The 23,077-nt window shown below is 50.0% G+C and carries 21 protein-coding genes; 16 read left to right on the forward strand and 5 right to left on the reverse strand.

The annotated features are described in order from the left end of the window. The first annotated feature begins 779 nt into the window (after nt 1-779). The 3 genes from accD (at nt 780) to ACY0JR_RS18340 (ending at nt 3,573) form a co-directional block, all read left to right on the forward strand. Entirely contained in the window at nt 780-1,676 is an 897-nt protein-coding gene (gene accD, locus ACY0JR_RS18330) for an acetyl-CoA carboxylase, carboxyltransferase subunit beta (RefSeq protein WP_462635614.1), read from the forward strand. 193 nt (nt 1,677-1,869) lie between these two features. Beyond that, nucleotides 1,870-2,583, forward strand: coding sequence for an OmpA family protein (locus tag ACY0JR_RS18335; protein ID WP_462635615.1), 714 nt, complete (start codon nt 1,870-1,872; stop codon nt 2,581-2,583). A gap of 372 nt (nt 2,584-2,955) precedes the next feature. Continuing rightward, nucleotides 2,956-3,573 (forward strand): hypothetical protein, encoded by a 618-nt coding sequence (locus ACY0JR_RS18340; protein ID WP_462635616.1) that lies wholly within the window; start codon nt 2,956-2,958, stop codon nt 3,571-3,573. A gap of 83 nt (nt 3,574-3,656) precedes the next feature. Here ACY0JR_RS18340 and ACY0JR_RS18345 read toward each other — a convergent pair whose 3' ends face one another. Together ACY0JR_RS18345 and ACY0JR_RS18350 are read right to left on the reverse strand one after the other, a co-directional pair. After that, nucleotides 3,657-4,295 (reverse strand): DUF2238 domain-containing protein, encoded by a 639-nt coding sequence (locus tag ACY0JR_RS18345; RefSeq protein ID WP_462635617.1) that lies wholly within the window; start codon nt 4,293-4,295, stop codon nt 3,657-3,659. Between the two features lie 147 nt (nt 4,296-4,442). Beyond that, nucleotides 4,443-5,162 (reverse strand): MBL fold metallo-hydrolase, encoded by a 720-nt coding sequence (locus tag ACY0JR_RS18350; RefSeq protein WP_462635618.1) that lies wholly within the window; start codon nt 5,160-5,162, stop codon nt 4,443-4,445. A gap of 210 nt (nt 5,163-5,372) precedes the next feature. On the opposite strand from ACY0JR_RS18350, the gene ACY0JR_RS18355 reads away from it, so the two are divergent. The 7 genes from ACY0JR_RS18355 (at nt 5,373) to ACY0JR_RS18385 (ending at nt 14,756) form a co-directional block, all read left to right on the forward strand. Next, on the forward strand, nt 5,373-5,972 hold the full coding sequence (locus ACY0JR_RS18355; protein ID WP_462635619.1) for an endonuclease III domain-containing protein: 600 nt from the start codon (nt 5,373-5,375) through the stop codon (nt 5,970-5,972). Nucleotides 5,973-6,100: 128 nt separating this feature from the next. Continuing rightward, entirely contained in the window at nt 6,101-7,081 is a 981-nt protein-coding gene (locus ACY0JR_RS18360) for a radical SAM protein (protein ID WP_462635620.1), read from the forward strand. A 134-nt stretch (nt 7,082-7,215) separates the two neighbouring features. Continuing rightward, nucleotides 7,216-9,918 (forward strand): TonB-dependent receptor, encoded by a 2,703-nt coding sequence (locus ACY0JR_RS18365; RefSeq protein ID WP_462635621.1) that lies wholly within the window; start codon nt 7,216-7,218, stop codon nt 9,916-9,918. Between the two features lie 40 nt (nt 9,919-9,958). After that, the gene (locus tag ACY0JR_RS18370) at nt 9,959-10,993 is read left to right on the forward strand and encodes a DUF4249 domain-containing protein (RefSeq protein ID WP_462635622.1); all 1,035 of its coding nucleotides are present in this window, start codon (nt 9,959-9,961) and stop codon (nt 10,991-10,993) included. 4 nt (nt 10,994-10,997) lie between these two features. Beyond that, the gene (locus ACY0JR_RS18375; protein WP_462635623.1) at nt 10,998-13,418 is read left to right on the forward strand and encodes a hypothetical protein; all 2,421 of its coding nucleotides are present in this window, start codon (nt 10,998-11,000) and stop codon (nt 13,416-13,418) included. A gap of 102 nt (nt 13,419-13,520) precedes the next feature. Then, a complete protein-coding gene (locus ACY0JR_RS18380) occupies nt 13,521-14,051 on the forward strand; it encodes a gamma carbonic anhydrase family protein (protein ID WP_462635624.1) in 531 nt (176 codons plus the stop codon). 267 nt (nt 14,052-14,318) lie between these two features. After that, nucleotides 14,319-14,756, forward strand: coding sequence for a VOC family protein (locus tag ACY0JR_RS18385; RefSeq protein WP_462635625.1), 438 nt, complete (start codon nt 14,319-14,321; stop codon nt 14,754-14,756). A gap of 69 nt (nt 14,757-14,825) precedes the next feature. Here ACY0JR_RS18385 and ACY0JR_RS18390 read toward each other — a convergent pair whose 3' ends face one another. After that, a complete protein-coding gene (locus ACY0JR_RS18390; RefSeq protein ID WP_462635626.1) occupies nt 14,826-14,969 on the reverse strand; it encodes a hypothetical protein in 144 nt (47 codons plus the stop codon). A 194-nt stretch (nt 14,970-15,163) separates the two neighbouring features. Between ACY0JR_RS18390 and ACY0JR_RS18395 the strand changes: the two genes are divergently transcribed. The 4 genes from ACY0JR_RS18395 (at nt 15,164) to ACY0JR_RS18410 (ending at nt 18,993) form a co-directional block, all read left to right on the forward strand. Then, entirely contained in the window at nt 15,164-15,763 is a 600-nt protein-coding gene (locus ACY0JR_RS18395; protein ID WP_462635627.1) for a hypothetical protein, read from the forward strand. A 93-nt stretch (nt 15,764-15,856) separates the two neighbouring features. Continuing rightward, nucleotides 15,857-16,654: an alpha/beta hydrolase gene (locus tag ACY0JR_RS18400; RefSeq protein WP_462635628.1), complete on the forward strand. Its 798-nt coding sequence runs from the start codon at nt 15,857-15,859 to the stop codon at nt 16,652-16,654. A 232-nt stretch (nt 16,655-16,886) separates the two neighbouring features. Then, nucleotides 16,887-17,771 (forward strand): hypothetical protein, encoded by an 885-nt coding sequence (locus ACY0JR_RS18405; RefSeq protein ID WP_462635629.1) that lies wholly within the window; start codon nt 16,887-16,889, stop codon nt 17,769-17,771. A gap of 277 nt (nt 17,772-18,048) precedes the next feature. Beyond that, a complete protein-coding gene (locus tag ACY0JR_RS18410) occupies nt 18,049-18,993 on the forward strand; it encodes a glycosyltransferase family 9 protein (protein ID WP_462635630.1) in 945 nt (314 codons plus the stop codon). Nucleotides 18,994-19,287: 294 nt separating this feature from the next. On the opposite strand, the gene ACY0JR_RS18415 is transcribed toward ACY0JR_RS18410, so the two are convergent. Both ACY0JR_RS18415 and ACY0JR_RS18420 read right to left on the reverse strand, forming a co-directional pair. After that, entirely contained in the window at nt 19,288-20,673 is a 1,386-nt protein-coding gene (locus ACY0JR_RS18415) for a Coenzyme F420 hydrogenase/dehydrogenase, beta subunit C-terminal domain (protein WP_462635631.1), read from the reverse strand. Continuing rightward, nucleotides 20,670-21,782: a polysaccharide pyruvyl transferase family protein gene (locus tag ACY0JR_RS18420; RefSeq protein ID WP_462635632.1), complete on the reverse strand. Its 1,113-nt coding sequence runs from the start codon at nt 21,780-21,782 to the stop codon at nt 20,670-20,672. The genes ACY0JR_RS18415 and ACY0JR_RS18420 overlap by 4 nt, the downstream gene beginning before the upstream one ends. A gap of 330 nt (nt 21,783-22,112) precedes the next feature. On the opposite strand from ACY0JR_RS18420, the gene ACY0JR_RS18425 reads away from it, so the two are divergent. Further along, entirely contained in the window at nt 22,113-22,715 is a 603-nt protein-coding gene (locus ACY0JR_RS18425) for a histidine phosphatase family protein (protein WP_462635633.1), read from the forward strand. A gap of 82 nt (nt 22,716-22,797) precedes the next feature. Then, nucleotides 22,798-23,077 (forward strand): hypothetical protein (locus ACY0JR_RS18430; RefSeq protein WP_462635634.1); only part of this gene is annotated, 280 nt, incomplete at its 3' end.

A 23,077-nucleotide genomic window follows, 5' to 3' on the forward strand; every position in this document is an offset into this window, starting at 1 on the left:
ATGGTCAGTCAAATAGACTTGACCTTGGCTCTGAAACGGACGCAAATAAATAATAATTGCCCTTAAATGTCTAATTTACTTTCTTTTGCCAATAAATTAGAGGGCAATTGTAGCTTAGGATGCAGGAAAGGAAGCTTGAGTAACGGCTTGACTTATAGTGCTTATGTGCTGCTAAATTTATGGTATGGAAATCATGAACTGCCAATAACAGTTGATTTCTGTGCTTTAGACTGGGTTGTGTGGGAAGTTAATGGGTGCGCCTTACGCTGTTTCCTTGGCTTTTCTGCTTTCTGAGTGGGTGCAGGTGCTGGGTTGTTTCATCGTTGACGGTAAGCGCTCACGGCCGTGAGGGCCCGTCTTCCCCTCGCGCACTGCCCTTTCGGCCTGTGGTGTCTTTTCCGCTTAGTTTCGCCAATCCAAGGCCAAAAGCGAGGCGCGCTCGGGGAAGACTGGAAAGGGGAAAGTAGCGGAAGAGATGATAGTAGAACATCTGTAGAGACCAGGCACTGCCTTGTCTCTGACACGCATTGCTATCTTTTCTCGCTATGGCTCGGATTTACTTCTGTGACTTTCAATAAAGCTTCATAAGGCACCTCTCTGGCCCACCAGAAAACAAATGCCTATGAAAACGGGTACAACACTTTTGCGGGGAGAAATTCTGGTTTTGAAAGGTAAACTAGGGAGCTATCTTTTCTTTTTTATCTTTGCACGCGTATTTGTAACTGCTTGCGGTTTCCCACTGGAGGCTTCATTGTTGATAAAAACCTTTAGAGCATCATATGGCTTGGTTTAAAAGAGTAGAAAAAGGGATCGTCACCCCAACGGAGCAGAAAAAAGAAACCCCAGACGGTCTGTGGCACAAGTGCCCCGAGTGTAAGACCGTTATTAGTACTGCCGAACACCGGCAACAACTGTATACCTGCGCCAAATGCGATTTTCATGACCGCATCAACTCGCATGAGTATTTTGAGATATTGTTTGACGAGAATCAGTTCACGGAACTGGATGGGAATCTGAGTTCTTCAGATCCCTTGAATTTCGTGGACACTAAAGCGTACCCAGACCGTATCAAAGCCACCCAGCGCAAAACTAACCTGAAAGATGCTGTGCGCACCGCCCATGGTACCATTAATGGCCTGGATCTGGTGGTAGCCTGTATGGACTTCAACTTCATTGGCGGCTCTATGGGCTCAGTGGTAGGTGAGAAAATCTCCCGCGCCATAGACTACAGCCGGGCCCACAAGATTCCGTTCCTGATGATCTCCAAATCGGGTGGGGCCCGCATGATGGAGGCGGGTTACTCGCTTATGCAAATGGCCAAAACATCAGCGAAGCTGGCCTTGCTGGCCGAAGAGAAAGTACCTTATATCTCGTTGCTCACAGACCCTACCACGGGCGGCGTTACTGCTTCCTTTGCCATGTTGGGCGACTTCAATATCTCTGAACCAGGTGCCCTCATCGGGTTTGCCGGGCCACGGGTTATCAAAGAAACCATAGGGAAGGATTTGCCGAAAGGTTTCCAAAGTGCCGAGTTCGTGCTGGAGCACGGCTTCCTGGATTTCATTGTGCACCGCAAAGAACTGAAAGACCGCATCGCTAATCTGATTCGCCTTCTTCGGCCCGCTGAAGTCCCTACACCCGAAGTGGCAGACACCAAAACAGAGTCCGTCAAATAAGCATACCACAGACGAAGTGTCTTGAAAACGACCTGCCTTTGACAAAGGTAGGTCGTTTAATTTTGTTCTGGCACGATTATTAGTGTACTCAATATAGAACAGGGGCTATGTCTGAACATTTTATAGGCAAATCAGTATGTAATCCCGATACTAACCAAATTAAGCTTACGTTTACAATCAAAAACCAAAAACTATGAAACTCTTCTTAAAAGGATCATTCACTGCCATGTTAGTAGGAAGCTTGCTTTTCTCTTCCTGCAAATCAAGTCAGACCGCCGGCACTTCTACCACTCAAAATAAAGGCATGAACAAAACTACCAAAGGCGGACTTTTAGGCGCAGGTGGTGGTGCTGTTCTGGGTGGTATCATTGGGAAAGCTACTGGCAACACTGCCCGTGGAGCCATCATTGGAGCCGCCGTAGGTGGTGCTACTGGAGCCGTAATTGGTCGCCGGATGGACAAGCAAGCCGCAGAGTTAGAGCGTGAAATGAAAAATGCCGAGGTGGAGCGCGTAGGTGAGGGTATCAAAGTGACTTTTGACGCCGGTCTATTGTTCGCTACCAACTCTGCCGAGTTACAAAGTTCTTCCAGAGCAGACATACAGAAACTAGCTGAGACCCTGAAGAAATACCCAGGGACCAACGTCCTGATTGAAGGCCACGCCGACAACACCGGTACAGATGCCATTAACCAGCCTTTGTCTGAGCGCAGAGCCCAGGCCGTAGCCGACTACGCTGCCTCTTTAGGCGTAGAGCGTAACCGTTTACAAACCCGTGGCTATGGCTCAACCCAACCAGTAGCTGATAACTCTACTGCTGCCGGCCGTCAGCAAAACCGCCGTGTAGAAGTAGCCATCTTCGCCAGCGAAGAACTGAAGAAAGCCGCTGAGCGTGGTGAGATTAAATAACGATATTAAACTTATAAATAAGAAAGGCTAACCAAAAGGTTAGCCTTTCTTATTTATACCCCTTTGCTAAAACAAAATGCCCTCGCTCGCCTCTGGCGAGTGTGAGCTACCTTCGGCCTCTGGCCGAGTCTGGAGGGTAAAGGGATGATTTATGTAGCGGCGGGACGCCGCAGGTAGCCCACACTCGCCAGAGGCGAGCGAGTGAAGATTCCACATTTCTTTTAATGCTGTTTCACAGAAAGTAGACCAAAAGCAGACCAGAAGAAAAACTATCAAAATCCTGACACCAGCAAGAAAACCCTGTGTAAAGTTGCTTTAGCTAACCTCAATTCCTTTTTAGCGTTTAGGGATGAAAACAAAAGAATGATGAGAATGGGAAAAGTAATAAATGCCTTCTGTCTGCTGCTTGTACTTTCTATTTTAGGCGCTTGCGAGCGAACAAAAGAGCAGGAAACCGTGGCCGAGCAGCCACAAACCACAGCAGCGGAAGATACCTTGGTTTTAGTGCCAGACACCCTGGAGATTGAAGGAGATGTAGACGAGCCTGCCGCCCCAACCGTAAATGTGTACAGCGATGCCAACACCCAGAACCTGACCAGTAACGGTACCTCAAAGCAAGTCAATACGGTAGCCGCTTCTTCGCCGGTATCCAGAGGGGAATCTTCTTCAGCTGCGGGTTCTTCTTCGGCAGGGGCAGGTGCCGGTGAATCCGGGGGCGCGAGTACGGCCAGGAAAAAGTACGTGAAGCCTACCAAAGCCCAGTTGCAAAGGGCGCTGGCCTTAGATGCCCGCAAATCAAACCAAATGGATTTGCCCGAACTGAAGAACTACTGGATGCGGCGGCAAGATTACTACCGCAAGGCTTCCAAAAACGTGAAATACGTGTCCGGCGATACCAAAATCAAGATATCCAGAGAAGAAACCAAGATTGAAACACCGCGCGGGAAGGTGAAAATTGAAGGGAATGACGTGAAGATCAAATATGATTAACCCCGTTCTGGGCTGATACTAAAATTGCGCCGCGTCCCTGAGGTGTTTTTCGCTGGTTTTATGGAAAACTAGCTGGAAATACTTCAGGGACGCTTCTTTTTTCTGGTAATGCCCACGGCCGTCATGGTAAGGAGCGCGCCCAGTAAGGCCACGGCTATGTCTTTTTGGGCATCCCAGACATCGCCTTGCGTGCCCAAGTACGCCATGCCCTGCTTAGGAAAGAAGATATCTGCCACAGACCACTCCATCAACTCGTAGAAAGCCCCCAGGCTCACGGTTAAGTCAACGGGCAAGGCATAGCTGAACATGGCGCGCATGTTGGTTAATCGCCAGAAAACCTCGTTCATGGGGTAGGCCAGAAAGAACCCAAACCCGAAGTGCACCAGCCGGTCATAGTGATTGCGCTCCAGATGCAACTGGTCCTTCACCCAATAGCCGAACGGATTTTCGGCATACGTGTGCTGGCTGCCATACACATGCAGCATCAGGAACAGGAAAATGCAGGTATAACTGAAGTCCGAAAACTGGAAATGCTTGTAGAACGCCACCAGCAAAATAACCGCCGATAAGGTGAGTGTGTTTTCCAGCCACCAGTTCTTAGAGTCTGTAGTATGAATACCGGTATAGGCCCAGAACAAGCCGAAAAGGACCACATAGGCAATGAGAAGCAGGTTTCTACGGAAATGGGTACGTTCCTGGTCAGTTGTAAAGGTAAAGGCCATGCAGAAGGAGTAGGTCTTAAATAGAATACAAGAAGCATACGCAATTGGAATGCTTTGTTGGCAGCTTAGCGCTTGTTTACGGGTCTTTTTTGAAAATAAGCTCTAAACGCGCGCTAAAGTGTATAAAGAAAGAACGGGCAGAATTGTTTACGAACCGGCTTCCTGTAACGGGGAAGACAGCATGAATTTCGGCTGATGATACACCAACCGGAGCGGATTGTCTTTCGGGTTTTGGGTGGGGTCACAGTGATACCCGAAGATCTGGTAATCCTTTGCCAGCGGAATCAGCTTTTTGTAATACGTGTGGGCACTGTTCTCTTTAGAGAAGGTGATGTCATGGAAAACCGTGGTGGCTTTGGGGGGCATTCCGCGCAGGTAGGCGAAAAGCGCATCGGGGTGGCCTAAATCACCGGAATACACCGTTCTTTCTCCGCCATCCTCAAAGATAAAAGCGTACGTCTGCAGCCGCTCGGCGTGTTGCCCGTACGTGTCCAGGGCCGTAATGCCGGGTAGTTCTGAAAGCGGAATAAAGTCTGCATACTTCTCTGGTTTTTGAATCTGGAGCCGTAGAAACTCATAGAGTTCATCTCTGAAATCATCATCTGGGTACAGTATGGTAGGGCGGCAATCGGTATTGAAGTAGTGGCAATGCAGCAAGACGTTGGCCAGGCTGCCGGTATGGTCATTGTGTAGGTGCGTGAGCAGGATGTATTGCACCCTGCGGGTAAGTTGGTGCTGCCTGAGCAAAGGATAGACGGTAAAGCCACAGTCCAGCAAGATGGAATGCCCTTTGAATTCTACAAGAGCGGCAGAGTTTCCATACGCCACATCAAAAGCTCCGCCCGTCCCTAAGAAGGTGAATTTCATAGTTATAGCTTGTGTCTAAGGTCGTAATCGCGCTTTCAGTTAAGAGTTGCGGCACGCAAACTTTACCATCGGGGGCTCGTTTAGAAGAAGAAAATACTAGCTATGGCTGAAGCTAATCAGCAACTTTCTCCTTCAGAAAAGATCTGGCAAGTTCATATACGATTGAATGAAGTTTTCGGTCATCTCTCGGGGCACCCGCGCCGGGATCCCATGCGTGAACTCATTTCCACCATGCTCTCGCACCGTACCACGCATGCTAATGAGGAGAAAGCTTACTTTCAGATGCGGGAGAAGTTCCCCACCTGGGAAGCCGTCATGGCTGCGCCGACAGAAGAACTAGCCGATGCCCTAGCTCCGTCTGAGTTCCCCGGCGCCAAAGCCGTGAACATCCAGAAGGCTTTAAAAATCATTCAGGCCGAACACCTCGATTTCAACCTTGATTTCCTGAATGAGCTGGATGTGCCCCAGGCCATGGACTGGCTGATGGCGCTACCCGGCGTAGGTTTGAAAACCGCTACGCTGGTGTTGCTCTTCAACTTCCACAAGCCGGTTTTTCCGGTAGACACGCACGTGCACCGCATCAGTCAGCGCGTAGGGCTTATTGGCGCTAAAGTCACCCATGACAAAGCCCACCAGATCTTGCTGGACATGCTGCCCAAAGACGCGTTAGTGCTCTACAACCTGCACCGCCACATGCTCAAACACGGCCAGAAAATCTGCACCTGGCGCGCGCCCAAATGCGAAGTATGCGTGTTGAAAGACCTGTGCAACTACTACGCCGAGGTACGCAGCAAAGGAATTGACCAGTAATGGCGTTTTAGAGCCTATTTCTAAAAAATCGGTTTAAAACCTGATTTGACCGGTCTTGTGCGCCATCATTCTAAATCCGTATGCAATGCGTATCTTGCAAGGGCCAAGGCATTCGTTAAAGAACCAGCATGCGCTTAATCCATCATCCAGTACTGGCTAATTATTACGTGACGTACCGTTGCAACGCCAAATGCTCGTTCTGCGACATTTGGGAGAAGCCATCGCCGTATATTCAGTTGGAAGATGTGCGTCAGAACCTCAGAGATTTGCGTAAACTGGGCGTAAATGTGGTGGATTTTACCGGTGGCGAGCCCTTGCTGCACCGGCAGATAGACCAATTTCTGGAACTAGCCCAAGAACTGGGTTTTATTACCACGCTTACCACCAACGGTCTCCTGTACCCCAAATGGGCCGAGCGGCTCAAAGGGAAAGTAGACATGCTGCACTTTTCCCTGGACTCCGCAGATAAAACTGAACATGACACGGGCCGGGGTGTGGCTTGCTTTGATTTCGTGCTGGAATCCATAAAAGTGGCCAAAAACCTGGGTGAACGCCCTGATATTCTGTTTACCGTGTTCAAGCATAACCTGGACCAGATAGAGCGGGTGTACCAGGAGATTTGCCTGCCCAATAACCTCATGTTGCTCCTCAACCCGGCTTTTGAATACAACCAGTTAGAAACCGGCGAGCAACTGTCTGAAGACGAACTGGACTATTTGGTGAAGTTCAGTAAGCAGAAATGGGTGTACCTGAATGAGGCGTTTGTGCAGTTGCGCAAAGACGGCGGGAACCACATAGACAAACCGGTCTGCAAAGCTGCCAGCACCACGTTGGTCATTTCGCCCGAAAATGAATTGGTGTTGCCGTGTTACCATTTAGGTGCCCAGAAGTTTCCCATTGAAGGCAGGCTGTACGACCTGTACAAATCAAAAGAGGTGAAAAAGCTGATTGCGCTGGAAGGCCGGCTGCCCGCCTGCGAAGGCTGCACCATCAACTGCTACATGCAACCCAGCTTTGCGGTGGAAATGAACAGTTACTGGTGGAAAGCCCTGCCCAGCACGCTCAAATACAACCTGCGCAAAGGTACCTGGAAACGGATGCTCGGCTAAGCGGCGTCTGAAAATCTGATTCCCCGTCTGTGAATGCTTCAAAATTACCATATGATTAAAAATCAGAGCATAGATGTAAGGGTATATAGTTAAATTTTGCTTCTTTAGGATTCATTGCAAGATTTCCTACAGATATGCCTTGTCATCACCGTTACTGTTGGTTGGTTGTTCTCCTTTTCTTAATTCCGTTGGTGGGCTTTGCACAAGGCCCGGAGGAAATCCTCTTTTCTGGCAGTTACAAGCAAACTCCTCTGCCACAGGTTTTACAGGAAATCCAGAGTAAAACGCCCATCCGGTTTTATTTTAAGCCGGACTGGGTAAAAGACATACGGATAGACAAAGAATTTCAGCGCCAGAAGGTGACGGAGGTGGTTCAAAGCCTGCTGGAAAACACTGATTTAGAAGCCGCTTGGTACCATGACTATGCGGTCATCCTTTTCCCTTCGGGCACGAACCATCCGGCGGTTGTTTACAAAGACGCTAAAGGAAACCCCCTGAACAGGTTGCTCTTCGGCTTGCCCAAGAATGCTCAGCCAGATAAAAAAGTAGTCCTACGGGGCAGGGTTGCGAATGCCAAAACCAATGAACCGCTGGTGGCAGCGACAGTTTCTGTGCCCGCTCTGGCCATAGGAGACCAAACTGATGCCAATGGCGAATACCGGCTTTCACTGCCCATGGGCGAACATCTGGTATCTTTTAAATCCATTGGGTTGCTGCCGGAAGAGAGGCAAGTGGGGCTGTATGCGGCCGGAACGTTGAATATGCAGCTACACCAGTCAGTGGTGGCGTTGAGCGAAGTGGAGGTGCGGGCCAATGGCCTCAATGACAACAACGTGAATAACGTGCAGATGGGCATGAACAAGCTGGACATAGGCGTGATCAGGAAGATGCCTACGTTTATGGGCGAGGTAGACGTGGTGAAAAGCGTCATGCTCTTGCCAGGGGTAAGCTCCGTGGGAGAGGGCTCCGCCGGATTCAACGTGCGCGGAGGTGGCGCTGACCAGAACCTGTTGCTCATGGGCCAGATTCCCATTTATAATTCCTCGCACTTGTTTGGGTTTTTCTCGGTTTTCAACCCAGATGTAGTCAAGGACCTGACTTTTTACCGGGGAGGGATTCCGCCCAAGTACGGCGGGCGGTTGTCTTCGGTGCTGGAAGTGCAACAGAAAGAAGGGCAGAACACGAAGCTAACGGGGAGAGGAGGCATTGGGCCCATTACCAGCAGATTGGCTCTGGAAGGTCCTTTGTTTTCTGAAAAGACAACTTTTCTGGTGGCGGGCCGGGCTTCTTACCCTAACTGGGTTTTGCATAGCCTCAAAGACCGACGGCTGAACCAGACCCATGCGGCTTTTTATGACGGCAATGCCAATGTCACACATACCTTCAGCACCAAAGACAAACTGAGTTTCAACGCCTATGTGAGCCATGATGCCTTCGGCTTTAGCCAAGATAGTATTTACTCCTGGCAAAACATAGGAGGCTCTTTAAAGCACACACATTCCTTCGGTGAGCGGTTGATGGGGTCTCTCAGCGGCGTGTTCAGTAAATACCAGTTCGCCATTGAGGACGAAGATTCTACCAACGCTTCTAAGTTCAGCAACGGCATCTGGTCTGGTACTGTAAAGGCTGAAGCAAATTATGATGCCAGAAAACACCAGCTTGCTTTTGGCGCCGAAGGAACCTTCTACAAATTTCAGCCCGGCAAGTTGGAGCCAGCTTCTGCGGGTTCTGGCGTCAATGCCATCGCGCTGGCGCAAAACCAGGCACTGGAAGGCGGTATTTACGCCAGCGATGAATTTACCATTACCCCGCAATGGACCTTGATGGTAGGGTTGCGGTATTCCCTTTACCAGAACCTGGGGGCTGGGCAAGAATACGTGTATGCCCCCGGCCAGCCGAAGCAGGAGCGAACCATTATTGATACCATCTCATACAGCGCGGGCGAGGGTATTGCTTTCTACCACGGTTTAGAACCCAGGCTTTCCTTGAAATACAGCATTACCGAAGCCAACTCTGTCAAAGCGGGTTACCAGCGCATGCGCCAGAACATACACCTTATTTCTGGGGCCATGACGGTAGCACCTATTGATTTCTGGCAGACCAGTAACTCGCATCTAAAACCCCAAGTGGCCGACCAATGGTCCATTGGCTACTTCCATAATTTTGCAGGAAACACCATTGAGTTCTCGCTGGAGCCTTATTACAAGCGCATCCAGAACCAACTGGATTACAAAGAAGGAGCCGAGCTTTGGCTAAACCCCACCATTGAAGCTGATTTATTGCCAGGCAGGGGAAGGGCATATGGGGTAGAGATGCAACTCTCCAAGAAACAGGGCAATCTCACCGGATGGGCCAGTTACACGTATTCCAAGTCTGAGATACAGGTCAACGGCGCTTTCCCAGAAGAGCAAGTGAACAAGGGAGCCTATTACCCCACCAATTATGATAAGCCGCACAATGTGTCCATAGTGGCGGCCTATCAATTAACCAAAAGGCTGGTGTTTACCTCTAACTTCACTTACAGCAGCGGCAGGCCCACCACGGCTCCCATTGGGCTATACAATATGAACGGCGTGATAGTACCGGTTTTTGGCGACAGAAACCAGGTGCGTATTCCAGATTACCACAGGCTAGACCTTTCCATGACCTTAGAAACCAACCACAAAAAAGATAAGAAGTGGGAAGGGAGATGGAGCCTGTCGGTGTATAACGTGTACGGGCGGGAGAATGCGTATTCTGTCTTCTTCAGAAAAGATACCGGTGCGCCGCCGCAAGGTTATAAGCTCTCTGTAGTTGGAGTGCCCATGCCGTCCATTACCTATGATTTCAAATTCTAGTCCCATGTTCAGGAATATAGTTGCATTTAAAAATAGCTACTTGTGGCTCTTAAGCTTGCTGCTTTGCGCCTGTGTAGAGCCGGTGGACTTGAAATTGCCGCCAGAAGTACGGCATCTGGCGGTGCAAGGCTTGATTACAGATGAGCCGGGGCCTTATACCGTTAAGTTAATGATGACTTCACCTTACGGAAGGCCCACCGGCCTGGAGGATGTGGAGTTAGAGGGAGCCCAGGTGGTGATTTCAGATGACCAGGGTAGGCGGGAAGTCCTGAGAGAAGAAGCCTTGGGTCTTTTTAGAACCTCGCCAACGGGTGTGAGAGGGCAGGTTGGCAGAGTCTATACCTTAAGTGTACAGTTAAAAGATGGTCGTGCTTACACCTCCAGAGCAGAACGGTTAAGTTCCAGCCCCCAGATTGAGGACATCAACCTGACGTTCCAGAAAGCGCCCGTGTATGAAGGGGAGGGCGAACCCATTGCCAATCTGAGGTATGAGGTAGCCATTGACGTGGCAGACCCTGCTCAGGAAAAAAATTACTACCGCTGGGAATGGACTGGCATCTACGAGGTTTCTACCCAACCCTGGGACTACGAGTATTGGCCACCGCTGGGCAGCGGCCCCATTCCTATGCCCAAAGCTTGCTGTGTTACGTGTTGGGTATATGATACCACCAATGTGACCGAAGTGGGCGAAGACCGCCTGTTCAATGGGAACAGGTTTAGGAAGATTGTCGGGTTTCTTCCCTTAAATGCCGAGACCATTAATGTGCGGTACAAGCTGGAGGTAGTCCAGTATGCTTTGTCACCGGAGGCGTATGATTTTTGGCGGGTTTTTGTAAACCAGACCAGAAACACCGGCTCGGTGTTAGATTCGCCCCCGGCAAATCCGAAAGGAAACCTTCTTAGCATTACGGACCCCAATGAACCAGTGTACGGCTATTTTGGAGCTTCTGCGGTGAGTAGGAAAGTGCTTTTCATCAACCGTTCAGAAGTGCCCGAAGTCCCGCCCTTGTTGAAATACCCCGACGATTGCCAGACCATGAAGTTCAGTACTGCCATTCGTCCCACTAACTGGTAAAAGTATGAAGACCGGAACCGTATTTATGAAAGGTAGGAAGAACCAGTACCCGTTTTTCCTTCTCCTGCTACTTCCCCTCCTGGCCTTTACTTCTCTCCAGAAAGAGGAGTGGTCCGCTACCCTCAAACAGCTTTTGCCAACGCCGGAGCAATCCATAAAGGAGAAAGTACACGTACGTTTTTCCCAGCCCTACTATGCCAGCGGCGATACGGTGCGGTTCAAAGCCTACGTGGTGAATGCTGCTACGCTGAAGCCTTCGTTTCAGAGCCATATTCTGGAAATTGAGTTCAAAACGCCTTCTGTGGCCTCTACCCAGCATCTTCGGTTTTTCCTGGAGCAAGGAATGACGGTAGGAAGCTTTGTTCTGCCAGATTCCTTAGCCCGCGGGCAATATGAGGTGATGGCCTATACGCCTACTATGCTCTCTGAAGAAAAGAGAAATGCCTATGAGGGGAGAATACGCGTGCTAGGCCCGGCTTCTGCCAACATAAAGGCCGATGCCCCTCTATCCAAAACAGCGGTTACGTTACAGGCCTTTCCCGAGGGCGGTACCTTGGTGGCCCACCTGGAAAACAGAATCGCCATCAAAGCCACAGACCAGTCCGGAAACGGAATTGCCTTGAAGGGACAAATTGTGAGCGGGTCTGGAGCAAGTACTCCATTTATGACCAACCGGAATGGGGAAGGGCTAGTGCTTTTCACGCCCCAGGAAGGGCAGTCTTACCAAATGGTGCTGGAGAATAAAACGGGTTCTTTAGAGGTAAAGGGAAGTACGTTCCCAGCAGTAACAGCCCAGGGAATAGGGCTGCGGGTGCAAAGTAGCCCAGACAGTTTACTACGCATCAGGTTAGCCCCAAATGAAGCTTGGCTCCGGAAAAGTGACGATAAACGAGTGCAGGTTGCCTTAGTATCTGGGACCAAAACGGTTTTTTCTACCGAAGAAAAGCTAAGCAAACCGGAAGGAGCCGAAATTCTGGTGCCGAAACAAAAGTTCCCCGACGGTTTATTTAAAGTGTTAGTTACCGGTGCCGAAGGGCAGATAACAGCCCAGCGTTGGATGCTTTTGCAACACCCCCAACAATTGCGCTTGAAACTCAAAACAGATAGGGTACGCTATGGCCGCCGGGAACCGGTGCGTGTCGTTGCCACAGTAACTGATACCAACGGGAACCCCGTGGAAGCCTCGCTAAACGTGGTGGTGCGAAACCGTGCCCAATCTGAAGAGATGCAGGCTTCTACCCTGGAGAGAAGCTTTCTGGGACGTGGTACCGCCACGCACTTCATGAATCCGCAGCCCCTTGATTCAACGCTGGAGTGGTCGCTTCTAACCCAAACAGGTCTACAGGAATCGGTTTACAGCCCCATTTTGGAAAAAGGCACTGAAACGGAGGTGAAAGCCTTTGCCGGTCTGGAGATTAAGGGAAGAGTTTTAGACGCCAACGGTACTCCTCTTGAAACGTCTACCTTGTTGTTGTATGGCAAAGAAACCCCTAAACCTCTGTTATTTATTCCCGCACCAGATGGCCGTTTCACCTTTCAATCGCTTGATTTCACCAAGCCCGACCAGTTGACGGTAGAGGTGCTGCGGTCGGGGCTTCGGCTGAGAGACGCAAAACTGGAGTGGACCAATTTGCCTTCTTTTGTGCCCTCTACGCCCTTGCCCTTGCTGTTAACCGAGCCGGAAGCCCATTATCTGAGACAAACCGCCATCCGGAGGCAAGCGGCCGCTTTGTTCAACCTCCAAAAAGAAAACAGTTCTCCTGAGCGGAGAGACAGCGTGTCTGCGATGTTGACGGCTTTGGGTGCCCCGGACCAGTCCATTGACTTGTCGCAGTATGTTCCTTTCAGAAACCTGGAAGAAATAGTGAAGGAAACTATTCCGCTGGCCAGTGTGGTAGAAACGGATGACGGCAAACAAATCAGGGTTTTTTCGCCGGAACGGGTGGGTGCAAAATTCAAAGAACACCCGCTGTATTTTCTGGATGGAATGCCTACCCTGAACAATGATTGGTTACTAAAGCTACCGGGCACTTCTATTAAAAAGATAGACCTATTTTATGCCCAAAGCAAGCTCAGGAACCTGGGTCTGATAGGAAGGCACGGCGTGATTTCCATCTTTACCCATGCGCCTCACCCCAGCCCCACTGAGTTACAGAACAGCCAAACCCTAGCCTGGTCCGGTATGGCTCCCGTTCACAGATTTACGACTCCCACGTATGAATACACCGTGCCCAAACCTGCCCCAGATTTCAGGGGGCTGCTTGCCTGGGCACCCAATGTTCTGACAGATGCCAAAGGAACAGGTTCTTTTGTTTTCTATACCTCAGATGACGTGGGCGAATTTGAGATTGAAGTGGAAGCGTATAGCAAGAATGGTTTGGTGGGGTCCCACTTTTATCGTTTTTCCATCACGCCCAATCTTTGATGAAACAAGTGAATGCCGCGTATACCTCTGCCTTTGGAACCTACAGCAGTGTAGTAACTTACGGGTAGAAACAGAATCAATTTCCATAATAAAAGAAAAGCCATGTCCTACCTATTACCAGTGAAAGGAGTTCACCCCATTCTGGGGAAAGATTGTTTTATTGCGCCCAACGCTACCATTGCCGGCGATGTAGTACTGGGTGACCAGTGCACCGTCTGGTTTAATGCCGTGGTTCGCGGCGATGTGAACCTTATCCGCATCGGGAACAAAACCAATATTCAGGACGGCGCTGTCATTCACTGCACCTACCTGAAAACGGCTACCATCATTGGCAATAATGTGAGTATTGGGCACAACGCCATTGTGCACGGGTGCACCATTGAAGACAACGTGCTCATTGGCATGGGGGCCATTGTGATGGATAACGCGGTGGTACAGGAGCATTGCATTGTAGCCGCCGGAGCCGTGGTACTGGAGAAAACCATCTGCGAAAGCGGTTTCATCTACGCCGGGGTGCCCGCCAAAAAAGTGAAAGCCCTCACCCCAGAACAAATCTCAGGCATGGCCCAAACCGCCGATAATTATGTGCTCTATGCCAGTTGGTTTCAGGAAGGCGTACAAGCAGATTCTTAGGCGATTTTTAAGAACTAGGGTGAAATATGTGATTTCGGTCATCAAGATACGGGTACAGCACTTATAAGCGTAGGTGGTGTTAAGCACAAGCTAAATATGAAACAGCTCAAAGCTCTTTGAACAAATAAAGCCAGTGCCTAGCGTACAGTACAGCAACAGACTGCAAACGGACAATTCATTGAAAAGCCACAACTACTGAAAACTTTTGGTTACCAGTGCGAAGAGTGAGATTAATTAAAAAATAAAATTTATAGATAATTTAAAATTATGGCAAGTATCAATCCACACATCAATTTCAACGGAAATGCAGAAGAAGCATTCAACTTTTACAAATCAGTATTTGGCGGAGAGTTCTCAAAAATAATGCGCTTCAAAGATCTAGAAAGTGCTGAATTTTCAGTAGCAGAACATGAGGCAAATAAAATAATGCACATTGCTTTGCCTATTGGTAGAGATGTTTTAATGGCTAATGATGTGCCTGAAATATTGGGACGAACAAACGAAAATGAGAACAGAAGCAAAATCGTAATTAGTGCAGAAAACAAGGAAGAAGCAGATAGATTATTCAATGAACTTTCGGCAGGTGGACAAATTGAAATGCCTATTTCTGACAGCCCTTGGGGTTCATACTTTGGTATGTTTAGAGACAAATATGGGATTGAATGGATGGTAGATTTTGACTCGAAATATAAAGGGCAAATATAGCCGGAGAAAACGACAAACCTCAAGGCCATGAAGATGAGGAGCGTGCTCCACAGTGGCCTTGCTCAAGCCTTACACTTTCTGCCCGTAGCGGCTCTTTAGCCGGACGATCTCACCCGCGCGTACTCCCCCGTAGGTGGCCGTCAACCCGAAGGGAAAGCGAAGGTCCAGCCGCTCTTTGAGCCATGGATAGAGGTTGTGCGCTGGTACGTACATGCGCCAAAAGGGGGGCGCAGCTCTTTTTCATCGGCGAAGTGCTTCCTGTCTTGCATTGCCTCTAGGAGTTTGGTGCTACCTCTTTATGCGCTTATCTTCCAATAGTTGTGCAACATGCACATGGCATATAGGAACGCCTTGCTCCGGGGCTTTCTATGTACTAACTGTTGGCCATACTACCACCCGAAAACAAAATGAAACAATTCTTCCTGGCAATACTCTTGTTCGTTCAATGCGGCGATTTTGCACAGTTGCACGTAAAAACCGATAATTTCAGCCATACGCTAGCCAAAGTGACAGGCGACCTGAACAAAGACGGTTTGCCAGATCAGGTAATTGTAAGCCAAGACACGCTACATGAAAATGCACCTTATAGACTTCAAATATTTTTTAAAGAAACAAACGGGCAATTCAAACTAGTAGTAACTTCCACCAAGATCATCAGACCACAATACCCAGATGGAAGGAATGGATACATGTCTGGAGACAGGTTCTCAGATGTATCTATAAAGAATGGCGTAGTAAGCGTAAATTATGAATTATTGCGCGGACATTATGAGCATAAATTCAGATTTCAAAACGGCAATTTTGAATTAATAGGTTTCTCAAAATCATCTTCTGACGGACAGGGAATAATGGAAACCGTTGACTTTAATCTTTCAACCGGAATTAGAATTGAAAAATCTGAACGGTATGATACCGATAGAGTAATTAGTAATAAGAGCAGGAAAATACTTATAAGACCATTGCCAAAATTGCAAGATGTTGTGCCAATGAAAAGCGGGCTATACTAAAACCAACACCACCTGCATTGTATAAAGAAACACGCGTTGGCCTACTCCCAAAGCAAACCACTGCTTTTATTTGGCAAGCAAACAATGAGAGCCATGTTTATTTCCCTTGTTAAAATAGTGCTCTTGTTGTATGCGGCCGTCTGCGTACTGGTCTATTTTGTGCAGGAGAAACTGATCTTCTTTCCAGAGAAACTCAGCCCAGAGCTCAGGTTCAGGTTTCAGGTGCCTTTTGAGGAAATCAGCATCAAAACGAAGGACGAGGTGCTGCTCAATGCGATTTTATTCAATTCACCCCAACCCAAAGGAGTCATCTTTTACCTACACGGAAACGCCGGCTCTCTGAACTCCTGGGGAGACGTGGCACCCGTTTACACCGCCCTTAACTATGACGTTTTCATGCTGGATTACCGAGGCTACGGCAAAAGCGAAGGGAAAATCAGCAGCCAGAAACAAATGTACCAGGATGTGCAGACAGCGTACGACCACCTCAAAACACGCTATGCAGAACGAGACATCATCGTGCTGGGCTACTCCATAGGCACGGGGCCAGCCACCAAAGTAGCCGCTGAAAACCAGCCTCGGCTGTTGATTCTGCAAGCCCCGTATTACAGTCTGAAAGACCTCATGAAGCGCTACTTTCCGGTGCTGCCCACGTTTCTCCTGAAGTACAAATTTGAAACGTATAAGTTCCTTCCCAAATGTAACATGCCCGTGGTACTCTTTCATGGCCAGGAAGATGAAATCATTTACTACGGATCTTCCCTCAAATTGAGAAAACACCTGAAACCCACCGACACCCTCATCACCCTCCCTGGGCTGGGCCACAACGGCATGACTTCCAGCTCCCAGTATCAGGCCGAACTGCAGAAAATACTTCTGAAATACCAATAGAATAAACCAATCTTCTCTTGCCGCTGATTAATAATATTGTGTTTTTTTAATGTTTTGTAACGGTGCCGGACTACCTGCGTAGTAGGCAGTAACTCAGACAAGCAATGTTGATGCTGGAGCCGTGTCTCTGGGTATTTCATGAGTGGGAAGCCAACATTTACTGGCCCCTGTATTTTCCCTACGCCAAGGTGCGTGCCGTCATCCGGCTAAACGTGATGCTAAGTAATAACCTATGATAGAAGCAGTTAAATTCTGGAACGAACCAAACAACAAATCACACTGGGCGTACGAGATTGACCCCGAATGGAAAATTTTCGCGGAGATGGTGAAACTGGCCGCCCAAGCCTGTAAGGCCGAAAAGCCAGAAATCACACGTGTTTTAGGGGGCATCTCGCCCATAGACCCGCATTTCATCAAAACCCTGGAACGCCACGGCACCCTGGAAGACCTCAACGCCGTAGCCGTACACGGTTTTCCGCTGGACTGGAACCTCTGGAGCATCAACGAGTGGCCTGATAAGATTGCCGAGATTGAAGCCGTCACCAACCTTCCCGTGTGGGTGACCGAAGTAGGTATTTCGTCTTTCGGGGCCGAGGAAGTGCAGGAATTCGGGTTGCGCCGTACCGCCGAATTATTGATGGGCCGCGTGGACCGTGCGTTCTGGTACAGCCTCTATGATTTGCCACAAGCTTGGGAAGCCACCACGCGCCACCGCGAAGCCGAAGGCTCTTCCTACTACCGCCACTTCCACATGGGCTTGCTCAAAGAAGACGGCACCCCCAAAATGGCCCACAAACACTTCTCAGACTACACCCCAGAATTCGGCATTTGCCAGTGGTTCCACTTTGAAGACCATCGGTTAGATGACGCTATCAAACACCTTCGGGCACTGGGGGTGAAGAAACTGCGCACCGGCCTCAGTTGGGCCGATTGGCTGCGTCCCGACGCCGAAAAGTGGTTTGACCACGTCATGAGTAAACTGGATGAGTTTGACGTAACCGCCACCTTCTGCTTCACTCCCGAAGCCAAAGGCATTCAGCCGCACCACACCAGCCCGCCCCAACACATTGAAGAATTTGCTGATTTCTGTGCGCTAATGATGCGGAGATACGCGTAAATTTCTTGTCCATTCAGGTGCAATAAGTAATTCCGTTTAGGGCACGTTTTACAGAAAACGTGCCCTAAACGTTCCCGCTATGGCGCGGAAGTTACTTCCGTGACTTTCAACTGATTGAGATAAGTCACGGAAGTAACTTCCGCGCCATAGTAGGTAAATCCGCAGTATAAAAATTATAACAAACCTCGTCTTTGGACGAAGCTCTTTCGAGGCTGTTTTCTAGAAAACAGCCTCGAAATAAAAAAATCTGCTTACCAAAAGTACATCCCCACCTTATATGAGCCAGAACACCCAGGAAGAAACGCCAGATGTTTGGATGCAGAACATGCGCAGAGGCGACTTTGAAGCCGCCTGGAAGCACAGCGATGCCGTCCTGAAAGAACGCGCCGGAAAACCTTGTTGGCATTGGCCCCGCCACTTTCAATACGTTTGGGACGGCTCCTCCCTGCAGGGCAAACGGGTGTTGGTACGCTGCTACCACGGGCTGGGCGACACCATCCAGTTCATCCGGTTCGCGCCGCTCATCAAAGCCATTGCCAAAGAAGTGATTGTGTGGGGCCAGGCTCCGCTTATTCCGCTGCTGGAAACCATCCCCACCATAGACCGGCTCTTGCCCTTGCATGACGGCACGCCCGAAGTAGAATATGATGTAGACGTGGAAGTAATGGAACTGCCCCATATCTTCAGAACCACCGTCAACACTATTCCGTCCCAGATTCCTTACCTGCAGGTAGAACCCTTGCCGCTTCCCGGCGAAAAGAAGAAGCTGAAAGTAGGCCTGGTCTGGAAACCCGGAGACTGGAATCCTCAAAGGTCTATACCGTTTCACTTTCTTGCCCCATTGGCCGAGGTAAAAGGCATCAACCTCTATATTCTGCAAGAAAATGCCTCTAACGCTGGCTGGCAAGAAGGCTTCGGGATTCACCCCGGTGAGTTCAGTTTGTATGACTACGCCCGCGTCATCAAAGGATTAGACTTGTTGATTTCCGTGGATTCCATGCCCGTACACCTTGCCGGTGCTCTCAACGTACCTGTCTGGACGCTGTTGCACTACCACGCCGACTGGCGGTGGATGGATGACCGGGAAGACAGTCCTTGGTATCCCACCGCCCGTCTGTTTCGGCAAGAAGTAGCAGATGACTGGGCAGGTGTGATTAAGCGAGTGGTGGTTGAATTGGAGAAGCTTACGCACAAGGCACAATCCACACCTTTGTCATCCTGAAAGGATCTTGTGGGCGAACTCGAATAACGTAACACAAACACTACTGCCGTTCGCTCACAAGATCTTTCCAAGATGACAAGAAATTAGATTGCCCACTCGCTCGCCTCTGGCGAGTGTGAGCTACCTGCGGCCTCTGGGCGCTTAAAGAATATTCTTAGCTTATACAGGAAACTTAACCTATCTATTGAAGCGCGGCGGGACGCCGCAGGTAACCCACACTCGCCAGAGGCGAGCGAGTGAAGAACAGAACTAATTCACAATAAAAAAGCGAAGGGTTTTCCCTCCGCTTTTTTATTATCCTTTCAACTGCTTATACCGATTCTTTATTTCTCCAAAGTTACCTTGATGGTAGGCGAAGCCGTGGTAAGCGGCGAGCGCCATTTGGGCCCAGTTGACGTATAGTTTGGGCGCATTTAATTGGTGCGCTAGTTTCGCCATTTTGTGGCTGCCCGCCGAAATATGATACCGCATCCGGTAAATCAGTTTGCGTTGCTTAGTGGGTGTTTTGGAATCTGGCGTGACGCGTTTGCAGGGCGTGATGCCGCGGCGGCTCCAGGTCAGGCGGTAGGCCAAACCTTCGCGGCGTTGGCGGAAACCGGCGGCCTGGGTTTGCTCTACAAACTTGGCGTCTACGGCCTCTAATTGCAATCTCCCTTCCTGAATGGCATTAGCTACCAGTTGGTCCACCAATGGCGACCGGACCACCACCACGTTGGTGCCACGCCCGTCAGAGGAATAGGGTTCCACCCAGGCATCGCCGAAGGAGATATTTGAGGTTTCAGCCACTACATCATCGCAGTAGTTACAGGCCGAGTTCATGAAGAAACCGGCTCCCCAATCCCCGTCGGCGAGGTGCCACCAGTCGCGGTTTACGGTATCTCCGTTGGGCAACGTAAGTTTGGCGTTGTACCAGTTGGCCGGGCGGTTCGGGTCTTTCTGGCGGTATTCCACGCGTTCCACCTGGTTCACAGGCACGTTCATCTGCCAGGCGAAGCTCTCCACAAAACGGGCGCTTTTCATGTGGCCGCAGAAAAGCCCGAGGGTGTATTGGATGCGTTCCCGAATAACAGGATCTTCCTGGCGCAGCAACTGCACCGCTTTGATAAAGCACGGAATCCCCACCACGGCATACCGGCCCGGCACCTCTTTCACCAGAGAAAGCACTTCTGACAACTCAATAGGATAGTACCTTGACTTAGCACCCTCCCGAATTTCGGCCTCGGTACGGGCGATGCGGTACCTAAAGTAGCGGCCGTCTTCCTGCGGGTCTTGGGTGGCGATTACGTGCGCTACGCCGTCTATCAAACCTTGCCGCATCAGTTCGGTGGCTACCCAGGTAACCATGCCACCGGAGCTGCCCTGCATCCTGAAATCTTCTTCGGCCACGTGGCCTACGTACGCGGATTGAAATCTTCCTAGCGCGGCATCAATTACCGGCGCGGTAGGGTAGAGATTGGCGGCTAAGTAGTCTTCGTTATTGGCTTTGGGCGAGAACGGGCAGGTTCTGGTAAAGCTTTCAGATTTGGTGTTGTACCACTGCGGGTCTCCGTACGGCTTCAACTGTTTGTACCCGTCAAAATCCATGCGCGTGTCGGGCCGGTTGGCCTGGGCCACACAGCTGCCGCAGCCAATGCACAAACCCGAACGCACAATGTCACGGGGGCTTACCAGTTCCTTCATACGGTTTGCTCTTGGTTTACCACCAGCGCCCGGTCTAGGTAGGCCGCAGAAGTTTGGCGCAACAAATCTATCTTCTGCAGAATCTCAGGGTTCAACGGCTCGCTTAGCAGGGTATTGAAAATTACGTGCGGCGTGCCTTCAGCAAGTAAGTGTTTCTCACCGCCAATTTTAGCCATGAGCCCCTGTAGTTTATGTCGCCGGTACGGCGACGATTCACACACAAACGGCTTGGCGTTGCGCAGCGCGAACACGCAGCCGTGAAAGAAGTTGGTGGCTACGGCTTCGGCCTTGGCCATGAAGTGCGCAAAATCGTGCGGGTCGGTGGTAATCCATTGTTCGTCGGCCCAGTCGTTGCGGTACCCGAAGCTGATAAGCGGCAGGTTTTTGCTATCAGCAAACTGACGTATCTCGCGGGCGAAGGACTCAGTGAAGTTGTGCCCGTACACGGCTACGTACCGTCTGTTCAGAATTTCATGGTCCCGTGCATCTGGGGTGATGGGAAACTGTAGGCAAGGGTCCAGCACCATTTCGGGCTCAAACCCGAGGGCGTTCTGGATGATAGTCTGCGAGTTGGCATCGCGCACCGAGATAGCGTCAAAGTTGTTCCGCAATTTATCAGCCCATTCCTGTTCTAAGCCCCACGAAGCATCATAATTCCCGAAACTGGCGGCGTAGGAAATCAGGTGCTGCGCCTTCACGCCATCGCCGTAAAAGATGGGGCAACGGCCGTACCACGGGTGAGACATGTTCCAGACCTCGTCACTACCCACCACCACTACATCGTACTCTTCCATCTCCTCGGGATTGTCCAGTTGAAAGCGGGGCGAAAGCGGCAAGGTGTCAAATACATCAAAAAACTTACGGATTTTCTCGCGGTACAACGGACGGTCTGAGGCGGGAACCGGCGTAGGCAATACCGGCTGGAAAGCGCATTTCCACTCCACCAGGTTCACCCGGCGGGAGTCATGGTCCAGAATCACGGCCTCGTGGCCACGCGCCTGCAAGCCCTCAGCCAGGCAACGTGCCTGCCAGTAACTTCCGTAGTTGATGCAACGGTGAAAAGTAAGCACTCCAATCTTTAAAGCGGGTTTGTTTGTCGTATTCTCCAAGGTATTCTGAATATGTTTTGATATGCTGCCCCGGCATACATGCGGAAAAAGGCAGCTCTGAGATATGGCGGTGGCATGGTTCTGCCGCTGTTTCATGCGAACGGGATAAATTTGGTTTAGGTTATATAGTGGAAGCTATAAATTGCCTTTCTCTTCCGTTTTCAGCTCATTTTCCGTTAAAAAGGAGAAAAGGAACCAAGAAACCATCAACACTAAAGATAACGGTTTCAGCCGATGCCCGTTTAAAGGCACGGCTCCGTTTCCAGCGTTGTTTCTAAGGTAAGAGCTAAAAACGTAGGAAAACAAAACGAGCCTAAGAAAGACCGAAGAATGACCAAACTTTTACTGATTCGCCATGCCACCACAGATTCGGTGGGCAAACGTTTATCTGGCCGCACGCCGGGCGTTTTCCTGAACGAAGAGGGAAAAACCCAAGCCCAGCAACTGGCCCAGCGCCTCATGAACTTGCCACTTGCCGCCCTCTACACCAGCCCGCTGGAACGCACCGTCCAAACCGCCGAGTTTATCGCCCAGGCGCAGCAACTCCAACCCATTGTAGACGAGTCTTTCCTGGAACTGAACTTCGGGGAGTGGACGAATAAAGCCTTTGAAGAGTTGGGCAGCAATGCAGACTTCCAGCGGTTCAATACCTTCCGAAGCGTTACCCGCATTCCGGGTGGCGAGATGATGTTGGAAGCGCAGGCACGTTTCATGGCCGGTTTACAGAAACTTTGCTTAAAACATCCGAATGAAACGGTAGCAGTAGTCAGTCATTCAGACCTCATCAAAGCCGCCGTAGCCTTCTACGCCGGTGTTCCCTTAGATATGTTCCAGCGCTTTGAGATTAGCCCGGCCTCCGTGAGTGTGATTGAGGTGTACCCAGAAACCGCCCGCATCATGGTAGTGAATGATACCGGTTCTTTGACCGCTTAGGTATTTCAAACGACTGGAACAGATTCTGTTTTAAGGCTGATTTTGCCGAAAAGCTTCGTAAACGGCTTCCTACCTTTTGCTTATGAATTTCGCCGATTTCCAGAAGAGCCTTTCCTCGCCAACTCCTCCAGCCCAGGTCTCCGTGTATCTACAGGCCTTGTGGTATGATGCTCACGGAGATTGGGAAAAAGGCCATAAGTTGATACAAGACCTCCCAGACAAGAATGCCGCTTGGATTCACGCCTACTTCCACCGCAAAGAAGGCGACCTCTGGAACGCAGATTACTGGTACCGGTGCGCCGGAGAAAAAAGGCCATTCATTTCTTTGCAGGAAGAATGGGAAGATTTGGTACAAGCGTTTT

Source organism: Rufibacter sp. JT3400010 (assembly GCF_054956755.1).

Excerpts from the sequence above, each read along its gene's own strand:
- ACY0JR_RS18385 (WP_462635625.1), top strand. The coding sequence starts at position 14,319 with ATGGCAAGTATCAATCCACACATCAATTTCAACGGAAATGCAGAAGAA.
- ACY0JR_RS18340 (WP_462635616.1), top strand. The coding sequence starts at position 2,956 with ATGGGAAAAGTAATAAATGCCTTCTGTCTGCTGCTTGTACTTTCTATT.
- ACY0JR_RS18335 (WP_462635615.1), top strand. The coding sequence starts at position 1,870 with ATGAAACTCTTCTTAAAAGGATCATTCACTGCCATGTTAGTAGGAAGC.
- ACY0JR_RS18405 (WP_462635629.1), top strand. The coding sequence starts at position 16,887 with ATGATAGAAGCAGTTAAATTCTGGAACGAACCAAACAACAAATCACAC.
- ACY0JR_RS18365 (WP_462635621.1), top strand. The coding sequence starts at position 7,216 with ATGCCTTGTCATCACCGTTACTGTTGGTTGGTTGTTCTCCTTTTCTTA.
- ACY0JR_RS18355 (WP_462635619.1), top strand. The coding sequence starts at position 5,373 with ATGCGTGAACTCATTTCCACCATGCTCTCGCACCGTACCACGCATGCT.
- ACY0JR_RS18400 (WP_462635628.1), top strand. The coding sequence starts at position 15,857 with ATGTTTATTTCCCTTGTTAAAATAGTGCTCTTGTTGTATGCGGCCGTC.
- ACY0JR_RS18415 (WP_462635631.1), bottom strand. The coding sequence starts at position 20,673 with ATGAAGGAACTGGTAAGCCCCCGTGACATTGTGCGTTCGGGTTTGTGC.
- ACY0JR_RS18360 (WP_462635620.1), top strand. The coding sequence starts at position 6,101 with ATGCGCTTAATCCATCATCCAGTACTGGCTAATTATTACGTGACGTAC.
- ACY0JR_RS18380 (WP_462635624.1), top strand. The coding sequence starts at position 13,521 with ATGTCCTACCTATTACCAGTGAAAGGAGTTCACCCCATTCTGGGGAAA.
- ACY0JR_RS18395 (WP_462635627.1), top strand. The coding sequence starts at position 15,164 with ATGAAACAATTCTTCCTGGCAATACTCTTGTTCGTTCAATGCGGCGAT.
- ACY0JR_RS18390 (WP_462635626.1), bottom strand. The coding sequence starts at position 14,969 with ATGTACGTACCAGCGCACAACCTCTATCCATGGCTCAAAGAGCGGCTG.
- ACY0JR_RS18410 (WP_462635630.1), top strand. The coding sequence starts at position 18,049 with ATGAGCCAGAACACCCAGGAAGAAACGCCAGATGTTTGGATGCAGAAC.
- ACY0JR_RS18425 (WP_462635633.1), top strand. The coding sequence starts at position 22,113 with ATGACCAAACTTTTACTGATTCGCCATGCCACCACAGATTCGGTGGGC.
- ACY0JR_RS18350 (WP_462635618.1), bottom strand. The coding sequence starts at position 5,162 with ATGAAATTCACCTTCTTAGGGACGGGCGGAGCTTTTGATGTGGCGTAT.
- ACY0JR_RS18345 (WP_462635617.1), bottom strand. The coding sequence starts at position 4,295 with ATGGCCTTTACCTTTACAACTGACCAGGAACGTACCCATTTCCGTAGA.
- ACY0JR_RS18375 (WP_462635623.1), top strand. The coding sequence starts at position 10,998 with ATGAAGACCGGAACCGTATTTATGAAAGGTAGGAAGAACCAGTACCCG.
- accD (WP_462635614.1), top strand. The coding sequence starts at position 780 with ATGGCTTGGTTTAAAAGAGTAGAAAAAGGGATCGTCACCCCAACGGAG.